Consider the following 15,348-nt stretch of genomic DNA (forward strand, 5'->3'; position numbering starts at 1 on the left):
TAGAGGTTGAGAGTTTACACAGAATATTTTACAGACTCGAGAGAAGAGTTAAGCTAAGTATCACTCATTCTTTAGCTCACCATTCAAGGTCTTCATGACATTTCGAATATCACCATTATATGTACGTTCTACCTCTCCTGCTGCTTTATTTAATTGAATTTCATAGACGGTTTTCTTCTTCCGCATTGTTGTGAAGCCATCGGTTGTGTCTAAGCGAATGATCTTACCGCTATTGATTGATTTCAAAGCTTCGGCAGGAGTAAGGTATTTTTTTCCATGTGATCACTTCCTAACCTCATATGAGTCTTTCTTTTTAAATATTTGAATTATTCTCTTTAAAAAGTTGCAATTCTTCTTGTTCCTGACGCATCAAGTCATCACACAGTTTTTCTAAATCTCTATCAGAAATATTTCGCTCATTAATAAATGCTTCGTGTCTTAATCTCCAATACTTCATTCTGATTTCTCTAAGTTGAGGACTTTGAATTCGATTTATTTCTTCTTGGTTTAATATCGTTTTAAACTGATCTTCATAATTTAAATAATCCATTTTTACAACAAACCTCCCCATGAAATATTCATTTAATTCTCCTCTTTATAAAGTTAAACAGGCTGATTAAATCTCGTAAATCACTTCCAGTTGCTAAATATGCTTATTTCGCACATTCAACTCTGCAAGCCTACTTGTTTGATAAAAATATTCATCTCTGTGCGTACACCAATTCGCAAAATGCTCACAATTGTTAAATAACAAATTGTATTCATCTTCACCAACTTTTTGCTTCATTGATAATTTCATTAGCTGGTAGTCTCTTGCCTCTTAGTAAATTTTCTAGAGGGTATAGTTTAGGCTTACCTCCATTGGCAAACTCGCTGAGAACAACTTCTTCTACTTTTCCCTTTTTCCCCGATTTATGCCAACCAGCATAATGAATTACCCTATTATCACCAATATAAATGCCATGATGAGTATAAAATAGTCTGCGAACATAAAAATGTGCCCCAATTGGGAAAGGCATGTTTTATCACCTGATAAAACCATCATTTATCTTAATGTCTGCTTGACTAACTGTTATCGCATCCGATAATCCCATAAATATCTAGAGGAATCGACGCATTCCCCAAGCAATAGATATCCAAATGATATCAATTGCATAAAGGTATGGGATGATAGAACTAACCCCTTTGGCAAGAGGAATATTCATTGCATCAAACAAACTGGGATCAGTTACTTGTGATCTTGCTTTGTCATAACCATTTGTTAGCCAATAATAGAGAATTGTTGTCAAACCAATAGCTGTAAGGCCAAATAGAAAAAAAGCAGCAATAACTTTGAAACCAAGCTCAACAAAATAATCTGTAATTCTTTGTATCATAAATTACATCTCTCCTTATCTTGAGATTGATCTTTAAAACGAAACCAGATTCCTATTACTGCCAATTATATCATATTAAGAACAATCGTTCTATTCCAAACGAACTATGATTTTTCATTTTTATTCCAACTCCCCTAGGAATTTGTTAAAATAATCCTAATCAAATGGAAAGTCTGTGGATTTATGGAATTACTTTTGGTCATTCTCATTTTACTGTCACTTGTAATAACTCTACTTGTTTATCAACGTAAGATTGGATTATTGGTGGGAATAAAGTAACTCATATCGTGGCGGGATTAGATGGTTTTCAACAAGGTGCAGAGGTAAATTTAACAGCGTTCCAAAACAAAGTAGTGATAAACAATAAGTTCGTAATTCCAGTAAATCAGATTAAACGGACAATGGTTTATACTGGGATGCAAATTGCGGAGTATGAAAAATCAGTGATTCGTGCTTTAATTGGTGGTCTGGTTTTTGGTGGGATAGGAGCAATCGTAGGCGGTCTAACCGGTATAGGCAAGAAACAAAAAGATCAGGATTTGTTGTACTTGTCAGTTGAGTTTCAGGACAGGAACAAGGAAGAAAGAGCTATAGTCTTTGCTGTTACTGATCCATCTTCTACGGCAAAACTGAACATAAATCAGATGTCTAAAAAATTGAATAAAGTAATTGGGTACAAAGAAAACGTCAATGAGCAGGGTCAGATTGTGCTTTAAGGGATGTTATTTAAACCGCACTAACACAAAGCTAGTGTCGTTTGATTTATAAACACATAATTGACTTTCACTAATTATTGTGCTAATATAATATTTGTTTAAGGGGTTATAGCTCAGCTGGGAGAGTGCTTGACTGGCAGTCAAGAGGTCACGGGTTCGATCCCCGTTAACTCCACCATAATACAAATGTAAAGTCACCAATCAGGTGACTTTTTTTAAATTTCTCATTAATTTCTTAAAGCAATAAAAAAGAACCAAAACTTTGCAGTCTTGGTTCGCTTTATTTTACTCTAATATCAACAGTCTCATTGAGCAAATGGGAGATAAATGAGAAGTCGTATGTAGCGCTCTCCCAGCTGAGCTAATGCCCCATTTCTTTACAATACATTCATATCGAAAAAAATGATTTTATCACATCTCTCCTCATTCTTGCAAGAGTGTTTTTCCTTCCAGAAACACTTCTCCCTCTCGATACGTATAACCTAGTAGAAATATCTGGTATGATGATAGCAGAAACGCAAAAACAGCATCACACCCACACACGGAGGTTGGAGAGACTGGATGGGACGACTGGTAAAATTATTCGCGCTGCTTCTCCTGATAGGCGCTTTTTGGTCAGGATATGTTCTCTATAAAATCGATGCCGTGGAACGAACGGCAAAACCGAAAAAAGCCGATGTGGCGATCGTGCTGGGTGCTGCCGTCTGGGATAATCAGCCGAGCCCGGGGCTGCGCGAGCGTCTCGATCTGGCCCTGGATCTGTATCGCAACGAATACGTCCCCTTCCTGCTGGTCAGCGGAGGACTGGGGGAAGGAAAACAGGTCGAAGAAGCCACGGTGATGAAAAACTATCTGATGGAAAACGGTGTGCCGGAGGATAGCATCATCGTCGAAAACAAAGCGACCAGCACCTACGAAAATCTGGCCAACAGCAAGCAGCTGATGGAGGATTACAGCTTCAAGACCGCGCTGATCGTCAGCCACAGCTACCACCTCGCCCGCGCGATGGATATCGCCAAAGAGCTGCAGATGGACGCACAGCCGGTAGGGACACCGACCAAAGCGCTGTTCACCCCTTACCACAAAGCGCGGGAAGTTCTGGCCTTCACCAAGTGGAAGCTTTCCGCCTATATCCCGATGGAAAAACCGGAGTAATGCAAGGCTAGCCCTGCATTCTCCGGTTTTCACTTTCAATGATAAACAAATCGACGTAATGACGGATCCGCTCCAAAATCCGGCGGGCTTTGGTGACCTCGATCCGATTTCCGTTGCTGATCGAGAGATGGTCCTCCAGCTCGTCCAGCGAATAATTGGAGGTGTAAAGAGTAGGCAGATGATTGTTCACCCGGTGGTGCAGGATCACACCCAATATCTCATCGCGAATCCACGGCGTGAGGCTTTCCGCTCCGATGTCATCCAGGATGAGCACCGGAATGTCCTTGAGCATTTCCAGCTTGCTCGCATACGAATTGTCCTGGATGGATTCTTTGATCTCGCGGACAAAATCCGGGACATAGACCATCAGGGAAGCCACTCCGCGCGAAGAAAGCTCGCGGGCAATCGCCCCCATCAGGTAGCTCTTGCCGACGCCAAAAGGTCCATGCAGGTATATCCCCTTGGCTTTTCTCATTGTCGCCATTTCTTCGCAAAATTGGATAGCACGGGCGACTGCAGCGCGATTGGACGTGTCTACTTCCAAGGACTCAAAGCTGGCTGCCAGCGTCTCCTCCGATACATAATAGCTGCGCATCAGGCGCTGTGTGCGCTGCTGCTCCTCAAAGGCCCGTTGCTTGTCGCATGGCGCCATGGCGCTGACGAGCAACCCGTTATTCACATCAAGCTGGTTAAAATGGCCTTTTACCAGGTTTGGACACTTCTCCAGGCCCGGGCAATTGTCGCAGTAGTATTGCTCCTTCACCGCTGCATAGACCATCGATAAAGCTTTCAGGTAGTCGTCCCTCGTCAACTCTGGATGCTTCTGCTGGAAGGCTTGCAAAAAACGCGACGAGCGCAGCATTTTATCCAGCTGTTGATCGGGAGTGAGCAGCGTACGCGGGGCACGCTTCGCCAACTCCTCCATAAAATTTTCGATGGATTCCATCTATGATTTTCCCCCTTTTTGCCGGTTGCGCATCGATTCCAGCAAAGCTTTCAATTCCGGATCATCCATCACGGTCTGTTTTTTCGCCTCTCCCGGATCTGCCGCAGGCTTTTCTTTTTCCCGTTCCAGCTGTCGCTGTACGGACTCAGGCAGCTTGTCCTGCATGACATTTCGTCCATTCTTGCGCGGGTACGCGGATTCACCGGTCTTTTTCGTCTTGCTTGCTTTTTCCACGATCTGATTGCGTGCCTCGGCCCGCTCCAGAATCTGCTTGATCGCTTCCTCGACCGTAGTGATCTGCTTGGCCTTCCACGTATCGCGGATCGTCTCCAGGTAAGACTTCGGCAGTTCCATCTGCTGGGTGTGCAACGTGTGCAGCAGCAGGGCATTCACCACTTCAGCCGCCATCGCGTCGGTAAAGATCAGGCTTTCCGCCCGATCGACAAACGGCTTGCTCAGCTTACCGCCTACGACCTGCTCCAGCAGGACAAGCGGCGACATTCCCCGGCAGACGCGGCGGAACATTTCACTGCCCACTTCCGGCAGCTTCCCGGGAGCGAGCTCTTCTCCTGCGGATGCCGCAGCGACTTCCCGATTCAGCAGGCCTTCCACATATTTTTGAATCAGCCGCTTGCGCAGTACTTCCCGATCCAGCGAGCCATCCGACTTATACATCGTCCAGTCCGACAGCTCCCGCCCGAGACTCCAGCTGTCGATTTGATAAAAATGGATCAGCTTGTAGAAAAATTCGATATTTTCGCCTGTCAGCACCTTTTCAGAACGCGTATTCGTCGGCAGATTGATGCGGAAGGAAGCCAGGCTGATCTGATGGCTGGGCTTCGCTTGGTAGCTTGCCAGCATCGGAGCAGGCGGGCGCTCTTCCTCCATTTGGGTCAAAAACTGTTCGCGCTCCGAGCCGACAGGCACCTCCAATTCGGAAGCCTTCAGCGAGTCGAACACTTCATGAAAGTCCTTCGTCACATTCTCGGCATCCGCATATTCCCGTTCCACCTGCGACCATTGCACATCCGCATAGCGCTCACGAAGCTGTTCAAAACGAAAATTTTCAATCCGGTTTAACAGCATCAAGGACAAGACATAATCATTAAAAAACTCTGCTGGGGTCAGCGGAGGTTTCACCACGTATTCGTACAAAGAATCCCCTTGTTTGTTCTCACGCCGATACACGTCCAGAAGCCCCATCGCTTCCAAGCGCTCGCGTGCCGTCAACAGCCGATCCAGCGGCAACGCCGTCATGAGCATCAGACCGCGATGCGTATTTTCCGCGCAGGCACCGCTTTTTTCCTCCACCTCATGAAGCAGCAATTGATAGAGCGTATGCGATTCGACTCCGATGATCGGCAAGTAGAGATGGGTGACAAACCCAAACTCACTGAAGCTGATCGGCCGGATAAGCCGCACGACGTAACGGTCTTTCGGGGTAATTTCATTCCAAAGCAGTCGCATGGGATCTAACCCTTCCTGATGAATCTAGTAGCTCTATTATAGCACGGATTGCCCCGTGGAAGCAGGAAAGCAAATGATGGGAGCGTGCAGGCGCACACAAAAATGACCCGCCCGCAAGAAGCTGCTGCTTTTGCCGGTGGGTCGCATGCTGTTTTATTCGATCCGCCATTCCGCAATCCGCTCATATGGATGTAAGCCCAATCTGTCTGGTATTCCCTGCACATGGTTGGAAACGTAATAAGGATTGCGCACCTGAATCAATGGAAAGATGGGCAGATCCTGGGCAAAATGCTTTTGCCATGCCTCATAGATCTTTTGCCGTTCTGGCTGCGGCAGCAAGCGTGCTCCCTTTTCCAGCCATTGATCGGCTTGCGCATTTTCATAGCGGGAGGCATTGAGCCCCTTTTCGCCTACTTTTTCGCGGGAGTGCCACATGCGTGTGAGCTCAGCAGGGTCTGTCGGATATTCCCACGCATACAGATAGAGATCGACTTTGCTTCCGCCAAACAGATACGCGACAAACCCATCCGCGGGCAGCGCCTTTTTCTCCAGACGGATCGGCAGTGATTCCCATGCCTTGACGAGTTCATTCGCCAATCGCTCACGGACCGGATTACCGGCAGGGTAAACAAATGTGAGCTCAAGCGGCTTTTCTTTGGTAAATCCTTTTTGCGCCAGCGCCTGTGCGGCTTCCTCGGGCTGATACGACGGCCACTTTGCAGGCGTATAGGCAAATGACCCGGGAGCCAGCGGACTTTGTACCGAATCAGCCCACCCGTAAAAGCTGTTCTTGGCGATTGAGTCTATCGGGATAGCTTTGGCCAAAGCCGTACGAATTGCCAGGTCCTTTACAGCCGGGCTGTGCAGATTAAAGCCGACAAAATGATAGCCATGGGCAGCTGCCGGGATGATCTTGCCCTGATTCGGCCGCCCCATTTGACTTGCCTCCTCCGGTGATAACCAGCTGATGTGGATCTTGCCCGCTTCCAGCTGCTCCTGCATATTGGCTGCCGCAACCGGTATCACACGCAGCCGTTCCAGACGCGGCTTGCTGCCATAGTAGCTGCTGTTGGCTGCATACGTCCATTCTGAAGTAAAGAAGCCATTGATTTGAAACGGACCGGCACCCAGCAGCTTGCCGGATTTTGAGAGCGCATCGATTTCCCCGATTGATTTTCCTTGGAGCTGATGCTTAGCCAGCATAGGTGCCGTCAAGCTCTGCAAAAAGGACACATCATCGCGGTTCAAGACAAAGCGGATGGTTCCTTTGCTTCGATCCACCGCCATCCCGGATATGGCCGCTGCCTTTCCGGTCCGAAAAGGAGAAACGCCTTCGAGCAGATGGGCCCATTCCCGCCATACCCCGTAATAGTGGGGACGGGCATATTGTTCATACGTAAAAACGACATCGTCGACCGTGACTGGCTTTCCGTCCGACCAGCGGGCCTCTTTTCGCAGCGTCACCACGATGGCAGGCTTCGACTGGCTTCTGTCGATCGTGTAACCGCTTGCGAGAGCTGGGACGAGATTCAGATCATCGCCATAGGTAAAGAGACCTTGATACGTGATGCGCTCCAGATCATGCAGCTGCGCCTTCTTTTTGGAGATGCCAAATGGATCGAAGGCAGGAAGCTTTTCCAGCCCAGCGATGACCAGCTCTTGGTCACGCGGAGCTGCGGGCTGTGGCGGAGGTTCGACCGCTTGCTTTTCCGCCATTCTTGGTCCTGGTTCTGCAGCACTGCATCCAACCAGCCATACAGCAAGCATTCCAAAGATGACGAGCGCCCTAGTGGACAGCACATGTCTGGTCATGTGTACATCCTCCTCAGTTGTCCGTTGGTTTGTAAGGGGTGCTGCGGGCCTGTGCCAGAAGCTCCTCCAACTCCTTCATGAACACGTTGATATCTTTAAACTGGCGGTACACGGAGGCAAAACGGACATAGGCCACTTCATCCACATAGTATAACCGTTCCATGACTTTTTCTCCCACATCTTTGCTGGGGATCTCGGATTGGGCTACGCTGCGCAGCTCACGCTCGATATCGTTGACAATGCCCTCCAGCTCGTCCAGAGAGACAGGGCGCTTCTCACAGGCGCGCACCAGACCGCGCAAAATCTTTTCACGACTGAATTCTTCCCGTGTTCCATCTTTTTTGACGATTAACAAAGGCGTTTCTTCGACGACTTCAAATGTGGTGAAGCGTCTTTCGCACTGCTCGCATTCACGCCGGCGCCGAATAGATTTGTTATGGTTAAAAGGACGCGAATCTAGGACTTTTGTCCCGTTATATTCACAAAAAGGGCATCGCATAAACCGATCAACTCCCGTCACATCAATGCTTTTTCCCAGTGTCCTCCAGCAATAGCGGACACAGTCAAGTTCAAATCTATATACCTATTTTCTAGGTAAACATCCCTAGCTTAAAATAGTAGAGAAGTATGAAAGAAGGAGAATTGTAAATGCGCCTACTCTCGCTCAGACAAGTGCAGCCAGGTATGAAGCTGGGACGAACCGTATTCACCGACGACGGAAAAGTCCTGTTAGGCAATGGCATGATCCTGACCGAACGATTGATAAACGGACTTGCAAAAGCGAAAATCGACTCTGTCTACATCGATGATCCACGCACGTCAGATATTATGGTAGAGGATCTGGTCCGTCCGGAAACCAGACAGCTTGCAGCCACTGCCATCCAACAGACCGTCAAGCTGCTGACCAACTCCAACCGATTGTCCCGACGTGTCTCCGTAAAAGAGATGGGCTTGCATTTTCAACAAGCGTTCCTCTCTATATTAAATGATTTGATGAGCAATCAGCAAATTATGCTTCATCTCAGCAATATCTCTGCCTATTCCGGCTCGATGTATCAACATTCTGTTAACGTGGCGATCCTGGCTACCGCAGTGGGCATGTCGATCGGCTACAATCGCCAGCAGCTGATGGAGCTTGGCATTGGCGCTCTGCTTCATGATATCGGAAAAATCCAGCTGCCACAAGAAATGCAGAAAAAGGAAACACGCTGGAACGCTGAGGAATTGGAAATCGCCAAGCAGCATGCGATGATGGGCTTTAATCTATTGCGAAAACAGCACAACATCTCCCTGCTTTCCGCACACGTCGCCTTGCAGCATCATGAAAGACTTGACGGCAGCGGCTATCCGCAAGGGCTGAAGGGTTCGCAAATTCATGAGTATGCGCAAATCGTAGGCATTTGCGACGTGTATGACTCGCTTACCTCCCCACGTCCGTGGCGCAAGCGTTACATGCCGCAGGATGCACTGGAGTATTTATTCGGAACCGGCGGTCATCACTTTGAGCTTCGTCTGGTCAATGCATTCCGCCAACATATTGCCGTATTCCCGATCGGGTCCAGCGTTGTTCTCAATACTGGCGAATCCGGGGTAGTCTGCAAGGTAGATCCGGAATGCTGCCATCGTCCTGCCGTGCGGATTCTCAAGGACGGCCGGGGAAATGATCTGCGCATGCCATATGAAATCGATTTAAAGTTCGAATTGAAGCAATTCATCGTGGGCTTTGAAGACAGCGATTTGTTTATCCATACAGATACGGAAGATGTCAAACAAGTGAAACGAGCCTAAGAAGCGAGCAAAACCAGTCCGGAAGATAGAGTCCACGGACTGGTTTTCTCTTTTGGCAATCTTTTATAATGTCTGTCCACTGTCGACCGTAATGATTTGACCGGTCAATGAATCCTGTTCGAGCACGGCACAGATGAAGGCAGCGATATCTTCCGGAGTGGAGATGCGTTCAAGCAAAAGGCTACCGCTCAGCCGTTTCATGACTTCTTCCCGTCCTGCCCACCATCTTGTCTGCACGGCTCCCGGCGCTACGGCGTTCACCCTGATCTCAGGGGCCAATGCTTGAGCCAATGACTTGGTGAGGCCATGCACCGCCGCTTTGGACACCGCATAGGGCAGTGAGGAGCCGATGCCTGTCAGCCCCGCGACACTGCCGACATTGACGATCGCGCCTTGTTTCTGTTTTTTCATAAACGGGGCCACGGCTCTGGCACAATAGAACATGCCTTTGACATTTACCTCATAGAGCTGATCCCATACCTCGTCTGTCGCTCCTTCCAGATCAACAAGCGGGAGATGGTGGGTGATGCTAGCGTTATTGACCAAGACGTCTACCGTGCCGAAAAGCTGCTCGATGGTCTTCACCATCTCTCGCACTTCCTGGTCTCGGGAGACATCGGCTTGGATTGCCACTGCATCCCCTCCCGCACGGCGGATTTCGTCCACCGTTTCATCCGCCTCTTTCTGCGACCTTGAATAGTTCACGACGACCGTCGCGCCCCGTTTTGCCAATGCCAGGCTCGTAGCCCTGCCAATTCCGGTTCCGCCTCCCGTTACGAGTGCCACTTTCTGCTGCATATCCATAAATCTTTCATCTCCTTTTCTCATCCGTTACTTGATTAATAGGATCGTTTCACGTGTTCCGGCGAAGATATACGGGACGTCTGTACATACGATCCTGTCTTTCCTTCCCAATTGACCAAAAAGACCCCGACGCAAATCAACACTCCCCCTGCCGCGACATACCATTCCATGCTTTCACCGAGGAGCAGCCAGCTGGTAAGCACACCGAAAAATGGCACCAAAAATAAAAAGGCGCTTGTTTTCGCGGGGTCTCCGTTGCGAAGCAGGTAAAACCAGAGCGAAAACTGAACGATCGAGCACATGATGATCAGCCAGAGCAGGACTGTCAGCGATCTTCCATTGACGACGAACCCGGCATGCTCGGTAAACAGACTGATGATGAGCAGGGCGAACCCACCGGCTAGCATTTGGTACGCTGCCAATACATTCATATCGAAAGTCGGCCCCCATCTTTTAATGAGCAGCGTCGCCGCAGCAAAGCATAGAGCTCCAGCAAAACAGAGGATGGAACCGATGTTCACCTCGAGCTGAAAACCAAACGTAATCGCGACTCCGATAAAGCCGACTGTGACACCCAGCCATTGCCTCGCCCGATATACAGCTCCTGTGAGCAGCGATCCGAGGATGATGACCAGCAGTGGATTCGTGCCCATGATAATCGACGATTGACTGGATGAGATCCAATTCATGCTGTAATAGACAAGCCCCATGACGCCGGCCGACTGCAAGAGGCCTACTGTGCCAGCCTGCAGCCACTGCTTCATCCCCCGCGGTCGCGGCTTCTTTGCGACGATCGCCGCCAGCAGGCCGCCGGCCAATACATAGCGAATCCCCATCAATAAGAATGGGGGCGCATAAGCCATGCCCATCTTGCCAACGGGAAAGGCAACGCCCATTAAAAACGTCGTGACAATGACCAGCACCGCGTACCTGATTTTGCTCAAGCCGATCACCTCCATTTTCCAAAGAAAGGATGTTATTATTGTAACGGAGGTTCGGCAGCATGTATAATGATTGCAATTGATATTTGCCATCATATTTTCAGATACCAAAATACTGAGGAAGCACCTTGATCACAACATGGAGGGATTCCACGAATGGAAAGCACCGATTTACGCGTATTTCAAATGGTTGCTCGCGAAGGCTCGATCACAAAAGCGGCGATGCGGCTGGGGTATGTGCAATCCAATGTGACTGCCCGTATTCAACAGCTGGAATCCGAATTGGGAACCTTGCTGTTTGTCCGCCATAATCGGGGCATGACGCTCTCCGCAAGCGGCAGCATGCTGCTCACCTATGCGGACAAGATTGTCGGATTGCTGGATGAAGCAAGCAAGGCGCTCACCTCCTCCAATGAGCCAAGCGGCACACTCAAGATCGGCTCCACACAAACGGCTGCGGCTGTTCGCCTGCCCCCTTTGCTTGCATCGTATTACGAGCAATATCCCGGTGTCTTGCTATCGCTATCGACGGACCATACGCCTGCCCTCATCGAAAAAGTGCTCCAGTATGAATTGGACGGCGCCTTTATCGGCGGTCAGTGCACTCATCCAGACATCCAGGCAATCCCTGCCTTTGACGAAGAGCTGCTTATTGTCTCCGCCGCTTCCGTAACGGATATGGAGGAGGCGCTGACAAAGCCGATCCTCGTATACAGCATCGGCTGCTCCTATCGGGATATTTTGGAAAAGTGGCTCTTGCTTCAAGGAGTAAGACAACCCATCATCATGGAGTTCGGTACACTGGAAGCGATTATCGGCGGAGTCACTGCGGGGCTGGGCATCTCGCTCCTTTCCAGGTCTGTCATTCAGAAACATGAGGAAGAGGGCAGAATCCGCACCCATGCGCTCCCTGAATCACTCCGTCTCATGAAAACCGAATTCATCATCAGGCGTGATTCCTTTGTCAGCAGCGCATTGCGTGCGCTTATCGAGAAAATTGGAACATCGACCGAAAAAAATGGCCCGTTCACAATCGTGTGAACAGAGCCATTTTTTGATAAATAGGTTTTAACGAGCAGCCGCTGCAGCTGCCTCTTCTTTTGCTGTCTGGTTGTACATCTCGGATACGTGGCGAACGAGATCAACCACGCGGCAGGAGTAGCCCCACTCGTTGTCGTACCAGGCAAGCACCTTCACCTGTTTCTCTCCCATGACCATCGTGGAGAGTCCATCGATGATCGACGAGTGGTCATTGCCGTTGAAATCGCTGGAAACCAAAGGTTCGTCCGTATATTCCAGATACCCCTTCATGTCACCTTCGCTGGCCTCGCGCAATACACGATTGACCTCATCAACCGTTACCGCTTTCTTCAGGTTGACGACCAAATCCACCACGGAAACATTTGGCGTAGGAACGCGTAAGGAAAATCCATTCAAACGACCGTTTAATTCGGGAAGAACCTTCCCTACCGCTCTGGCTGCACCTGTAGAGGTCGGAATGATCGATTGACCGCAGGCACGGGCACGACGCAGATCCTTATGCGGGTTATCGATGTTCACCTGATCGTTGGTATAGGAATGGATAGTTGTCATCATCCCTTGTTCAATGCCGAATGCGTCATGCAGCACTTTGGCTACGGGAGCCAAGCAGTTGGTCGTGCAAGAAGCGTTGGATACGATATGATGCTTGTCATGATCGTAAATATGCTCATTGACCCCCATGACGATGGTAGCGTCTTCATCTTTGGCAGGAGCTGTGATAACGACTTTTTTCGCGCCGCTTTGCAGGTGCTTGGAAGCTCCTTCACGGTCCTTGAATTTTCCCGTCGCCTCTACCACGATCTCGACTCCGAGCTCTCCCCAAGGTAGCTTGAGCGGATCGCGATCGGAAAGAACGATTGTTTGCTTGCCATCAACGAAAATTTTATTGTCTTTGACCTCTATGTGTTGTTCCATGCGTCCATGAATCGTGTCATGCTTTAACAAATGCGCCAATGTTTCCGGGGGATAACTGGCGTTGATTGCTACAATTTCGATGTTGGGGTCCTGGATTGCTCGACGAAATACCATTCGTCCGATCCGACCGAAGCCGTTGATACCAATTTTGATTGCCATATATGAATCCCCTTCCCGAAATTAAGTTATACTATCTGCTACTCTTATTATAATAAGTATGTCACAATTATCAATGTGTTTTACTAAAAATTAAATATTTGGACGATTTATGCACATAAAAAAGCCCTTTCCACTTCCATGGAAAAGGCTTTTATCCTGATGAATCATTGTAATCTTGTATTGTATACCTTCTGATAACGCTCCTGAAAATACACCACGCGCTGCACATAGTTGCGCGTTTCGCCAAAGGGAATGTCTTCGATTGACTGAATGGTGCCATCCCACAGCTTGCGCTCAATCCATTCGCTCACTTTCCCGGGCCCAGCATTGTAGGCCGCGATCGCTTTCACTTGGTCTCCTCCGAACATATTGAGGAGGAAAGCGAGATACCAGGTCCCGATCTCGATATTGGTCTGCGCGTGGAAAAGCTCTTCTTCGGTGATCGGTTTCAGGTTTGCCTGATTGACTACCCAATGGGCTGTATTCGGCATGACCTGCATCAAACCGACTGCCCCTTTTTTGGAAATCTTGTCTGTAGAAAAATCACTTTCTGCCCGGATGATGGCCAGGACCAAGTGAGGATTCACCTGATATTGGGTGGAAGCTTGCAGCACCTCATTCTCATACTTGATCGGGTACATCCATTTCCAGACCAGCGGGGTATTAATTGCAAAAAAGACCCCGAGCAAGATGCCGAGCAGGATGATCATTTTTCTGTTTTTTCTCATGTAGCTAACTCCGTTTTTATTTTCCGCAACAGCTCGTCAACCTGTCTAGCCGTCTCTTCCCGTGATCCTTGGTTATCTATCACATAATCGGCCCATTCTTTTTTCTCATCGATGGGCAGCTGTGCATTCATCCGTTTTCTCGCTTGTGCTTCATCCAATTCATCACGTTCTATCAACCGTTCCAGTTGCGTCGCCTCTGGCACATAAACCACGACGATCTTTTCCACCATATGCTGGAGCTTGCTTTCATAGAGGAGCGGGATATCCATGAAAACGATCGGAGCGCCTGCCTCTTCGGCTTCGACGGCCTGCTCTCTCATGACACGACGCACCTCTGGATGAACGATCGCATTCAGCGCCTGTCGCTGTGCTTCGTCAGAAAATACGATTTCCCCGAGCTTTTTCCGATCCAAATGGCCCTTCGGCTGCAAGATTTCCTGTCCAAAATGGCGTACGATTGCCTCATATGCCGGCATTCCCGGCTCCACTACCTCACGGGCAATGGCATCCGCATCAATTACTGGGATGCCTCGCTCCCGAAGCAAGCCGGTCACTGTGCTTTTTCCTGTGGCAATACCGCCCGTCAATCCGAGAATCATGGACTTCCACCTCCCTTGTGACTCGTATTGTACCGTTTCCAAACCGTCACGACCGTTTCTTTTGGCACTTCGGACAAATATGCGTCCCTCTTCCCCCTACCACATAGCGGATGATCGGTTCTCCGCAGACACGGCAAGGCTCTCCCTGACGGCCATAGGCATAGAGGAACTGCTGAAACATCCCCATCTCTCCTTGGCCATTGACATAGGACTTGATGGAGCTTCCGCCCTGCTCCACCGCTTCCGACAAGACCGTCACGATGCTTTGGTGAAGCTTCTCCACCTGCTTGGCGGTTAATTTGTTCGCGGGAGTCTCCGGGTGGATGCCAGCCCGAAAGAGGGACTCGTCCACATAAATATTCCCGAGACCGACGATACATTCCTGATTCAAAAGCAACGGCTTGATTTTTGTGGAACGTTTTTTCAGGAGGCTTCGCAGCACAGGGACTGTAAAGCTTTCATCCAAAGGCTCTACTCCCAGCTTGGCAAGCGGGCCTTCCTCGTTTTCTTTTCCCAGCGGCAATACGTCCATGGTGCCAAATTGACGGACATCCCGATAGCGAAGCTCGGTTCCGTCCGTAAAATGAAAGATCACATGCGTATGCTTTTCCACAGGCTCATCCTGCTGATAGAGCCCATATCTGCCTTCCATCCGTAAATGGGAGATGAGCATGTCGCGATCCAAATGGAATTGAATAAACTTGGCCCGTCTCGTAATGGCGTGGATCGTCTGTCCACGCAGCAGGGCTTTAAATTCTTCGACGTCGTCCGGTCTGCGGATGATGCGGGGCAATAACACACTGACATGGTCGATTGTCTTGCCCAGCACCAATGTTTGCAGCGTCCGGACGACCGTTTCCACCTCAGGTAATTCCGGCATGGCAATCCCTCAGCTTTCTCC

General features: G+C 49.1%; 16 protein-coding genes, 1 tRNA gene and 1 pseudogene. 5 read left to right on the top strand and 13 right to left on the bottom strand.

Features of this window, described 5'->3' with window-relative positions; translation table 11 throughout:
• Positions 1-313: 313 nt before the first annotated feature.
• From EIZ37_RS18610 to EIZ37_RS18625, 3 genes and pseudogenes are all read right to left on the bottom strand, one after another.
• Complete coding sequence (locus EIZ37_RS18610) at positions 314-550, bottom strand: hypothetical protein (protein ID WP_134686286.1); 237 nt, start codon at positions 548-550, stop codon at positions 314-316.
• Positions 551-772: 222 nt separating this feature from the next.
• Positions 773-1,019, bottom strand: a pseudogene (locus tag EIZ37_RS18620) (lecithin retinol acyltransferase family protein); the annotation flags it as partial.
• A gap of 81 nt (positions 1,020-1,100) precedes the next feature.
• Positions 1,101-1,376 carry a hypothetical protein gene (locus EIZ37_RS18625; protein ID WP_134686289.1) on the bottom strand — a complete coding sequence of 92 codons (276 nt, stop codon included), beginning with the start codon at positions 1,374-1,376 and terminating at the stop codon, positions 1,101-1,103.
• Positions 1,377-1,663: 287 nt separating this feature from the next.
• Between EIZ37_RS18625 and EIZ37_RS18630 the strand changes: the two genes are divergently transcribed.
• From EIZ37_RS18630 to EIZ37_RS18640, 3 genes are all read left to right on the top strand, one after another.
• Positions 1,664-2,092, top strand: a complete 429-nt coding sequence (locus EIZ37_RS18630) for a hypothetical protein (RefSeq protein WP_134686290.1) — start codon at positions 1,664-1,666, stop codon at positions 2,090-2,092.
• Between the two features lie 102 nt (positions 2,093-2,194).
• Positions 2,195-2,270 (top strand) — tRNA-Ala (locus EIZ37_RS18635).
• A 383-nt stretch (positions 2,271-2,653) separates the two neighbouring features.
• Positions 2,654-3,247: a YdcF family protein gene (locus EIZ37_RS18640; RefSeq protein WP_134686291.1), complete on the top strand. Its 594-nt coding sequence runs from the start codon at positions 2,654-2,656 to the stop codon at positions 3,245-3,247.
• A 7-nt stretch (positions 3,248-3,254) separates the two neighbouring features.
• Here EIZ37_RS18640 and dnaI read toward each other — a convergent pair whose 3' ends face one another.
• From dnaI to nrdR, 4 genes are all read right to left on the bottom strand, one after another.
• Positions 3,255-4,193 (bottom strand): primosomal protein DnaI, encoded by a 939-nt coding sequence (dnaI, locus tag EIZ37_RS18645; protein ID WP_134686292.1) that lies wholly within the window; start codon positions 4,191-4,193, stop codon positions 3,255-3,257.
• Positions 4,194-5,660 carry a replication initiation and membrane attachment family protein gene (locus EIZ37_RS18650; RefSeq protein ID WP_134686293.1) on the bottom strand — a complete coding sequence of 489 codons (1,467 nt, stop codon included), beginning with the start codon at positions 5,658-5,660 and terminating at the stop codon, positions 4,194-4,196.
• Between the two features lie 153 nt (positions 5,661-5,813).
• A complete protein-coding gene (locus EIZ37_RS18655) occupies positions 5,814-7,472 on the bottom strand; it encodes an ABC transporter substrate-binding protein (protein WP_134686294.1) in 1,659 nt (552 codons plus the stop codon).
• A gap of 13 nt (positions 7,473-7,485) precedes the next feature.
• A complete protein-coding gene (gene nrdR, locus EIZ37_RS18660; RefSeq protein ID WP_134686295.1) occupies positions 7,486-7,971 on the bottom strand; it encodes a transcriptional regulator NrdR in 486 nt (161 codons plus the stop codon).
• A 149-nt stretch (positions 7,972-8,120) separates the two neighbouring features.
• Here nrdR and EIZ37_RS18665 point away from each other — a divergent pair, with 149 nt between their 5' ends.
• Positions 8,121-9,260 carry an HD-GYP domain-containing protein gene (locus EIZ37_RS18665; RefSeq protein WP_134686296.1) on the top strand — a complete coding sequence of 380 codons (1,140 nt, stop codon included), beginning with the start codon at positions 8,121-8,123 and terminating at the stop codon, positions 9,258-9,260.
• Between the two features lie 63 nt (positions 9,261-9,323).
• Here the strand turns inward: EIZ37_RS18665 and EIZ37_RS18670 are convergent, their stop codons facing one another.
• Positions 9,324-10,064 carry an SDR family NAD(P)-dependent oxidoreductase gene (locus EIZ37_RS18670; protein WP_134686297.1) on the bottom strand — a complete coding sequence of 247 codons (741 nt, stop codon included), beginning with the start codon at positions 10,062-10,064 and terminating at the stop codon, positions 9,324-9,326.
• Positions 10,065-10,099: 35 nt separating this feature from the next.
• Positions 10,100-11,008, bottom strand: coding sequence for a DMT family transporter (locus EIZ37_RS18675; protein WP_134686298.1), 909 nt, complete (start codon positions 11,006-11,008; stop codon positions 10,100-10,102).
• 153 nt (positions 11,009-11,161) lie between these two features.
• Here EIZ37_RS18675 and EIZ37_RS18680 point away from each other — a divergent pair, with 153 nt between their 5' ends.
• Entirely contained in the window at positions 11,162-12,046 is an 885-nt protein-coding gene (locus EIZ37_RS18680) for a LysR family transcriptional regulator (protein WP_134686299.1), read from the top strand.
• A 27-nt stretch (positions 12,047-12,073) separates the two neighbouring features.
• Here the strand turns inward: EIZ37_RS18680 and EIZ37_RS18685 are convergent, their stop codons facing one another.
• From EIZ37_RS18685 to mutM, 4 genes are all read right to left on the bottom strand, one after another.
• On the bottom strand, positions 12,074-13,120 hold the full coding sequence (locus EIZ37_RS18685) for a glyceraldehyde-3-phosphate dehydrogenase (protein ID WP_134686300.1): 1,047 nt from the start codon (positions 13,118-13,120) through the stop codon (positions 12,074-12,076).
• Positions 13,121-13,284: 164 nt separating this feature from the next.
• Positions 13,285-13,848, bottom strand: a complete 564-nt coding sequence (locus EIZ37_RS18690; RefSeq protein ID WP_134686301.1) for a lytic transglycosylase domain-containing protein — start codon at positions 13,846-13,848, stop codon at positions 13,285-13,287.
• Entirely contained in the window at positions 13,845-14,447 is a 603-nt protein-coding gene (gene coaE / locus EIZ37_RS18695; RefSeq protein WP_134686302.1) for a dephospho-CoA kinase, read from the bottom strand. The genes EIZ37_RS18690 and coaE overlap by 4 nt, the downstream gene beginning before the upstream one ends.
• Positions 14,448-14,493: 46 nt before the next feature.
• Positions 14,494-15,327 carry a DNA-formamidopyrimidine glycosylase gene (gene mutM / locus EIZ37_RS18700; protein WP_134686303.1) on the bottom strand — a complete coding sequence of 278 codons (834 nt, stop codon included), beginning with the start codon at positions 15,325-15,327 and terminating at the stop codon, positions 14,494-14,496.
• Positions 15,328-15,348: the final 21 nt, after the last annotated feature.

The sequence above is a fragment of the Brevibacillus migulae genome, assembly GCF_004521915.1.
GTDB classification, from domain to species: Bacteria; Bacillota; Bacilli; order Brevibacillales; family Brevibacillaceae; genus Brevibacillus_F; species Brevibacillus_F migulae.

Excerpts from the sequence above, each read along its gene's own strand:
- EIZ37_RS18610 (WP_134686286.1), bottom strand. The coding sequence starts at position 550 with ATGGATTATTTAAATTATGAAGATCAGTTTAAAACGATATTAAACCAA.
- EIZ37_RS18625 (WP_134686289.1), bottom strand. The coding sequence starts at position 1,376 with ATGATACAAAGAATTACAGATTATTTTGTTGAGCTTGGTTTCAAAGTT.
- EIZ37_RS18640 (WP_134686291.1), top strand. The coding sequence starts at position 2,654 with ATGGGACGACTGGTAAAATTATTCGCGCTGCTTCTCCTGATAGGCGCT.
- dnaI (WP_134686292.1), bottom strand. The coding sequence starts at position 4,193 with ATGGAATCCATCGAAAATTTTATGGAGGAGTTGGCGAAGCGTGCCCCG.
- EIZ37_RS18650 (WP_134686293.1), bottom strand. The coding sequence starts at position 5,660 with ATGCGACTGCTTTGGAATGAAATTACCCCGAAAGACCGTTACGTCGTG.
- EIZ37_RS18655 (WP_134686294.1), bottom strand. The coding sequence starts at position 7,472 with ATGACCAGACATGTGCTGTCCACTAGGGCGCTCGTCATCTTTGGAATG.
- nrdR (WP_134686295.1), bottom strand. The coding sequence starts at position 7,971 with ATGCGATGCCCTTTTTGTGAATATAACGGGACAAAAGTCCTAGATTCG.
- EIZ37_RS18665 (WP_134686296.1), top strand. The coding sequence starts at position 8,121 with ATGCGCCTACTCTCGCTCAGACAAGTGCAGCCAGGTATGAAGCTGGGA.
- EIZ37_RS18670 (WP_134686297.1), bottom strand. The coding sequence starts at position 10,064 with ATGGATATGCAGCAGAAAGTGGCACTCGTAACGGGAGGCGGAACCGGA.
- EIZ37_RS18680 (WP_134686299.1), top strand. The coding sequence starts at position 11,162 with ATGGAAAGCACCGATTTACGCGTATTTCAAATGGTTGCTCGCGAAGGC.
- EIZ37_RS18685 (WP_134686300.1), bottom strand. The coding sequence starts at position 13,120 with ATGGCAATCAAAATTGGTATCAACGGCTTCGGTCGGATCGGACGAATG.
- EIZ37_RS18690 (WP_134686301.1), bottom strand. The coding sequence starts at position 13,848 with ATGAGAAAAAACAGAAAAATGATCATCCTGCTCGGCATCTTGCTCGGG.
- coaE (WP_134686302.1), bottom strand. The coding sequence starts at position 14,447 with ATGATTCTCGGATTGACGGGCGGTATTGCCACAGGAAAAAGCACAGTG.
- mutM (WP_134686303.1), bottom strand. The coding sequence starts at position 15,327 with ATGCCGGAATTACCTGAGGTGGAAACGGTCGTCCGGACGCTGCAAACA.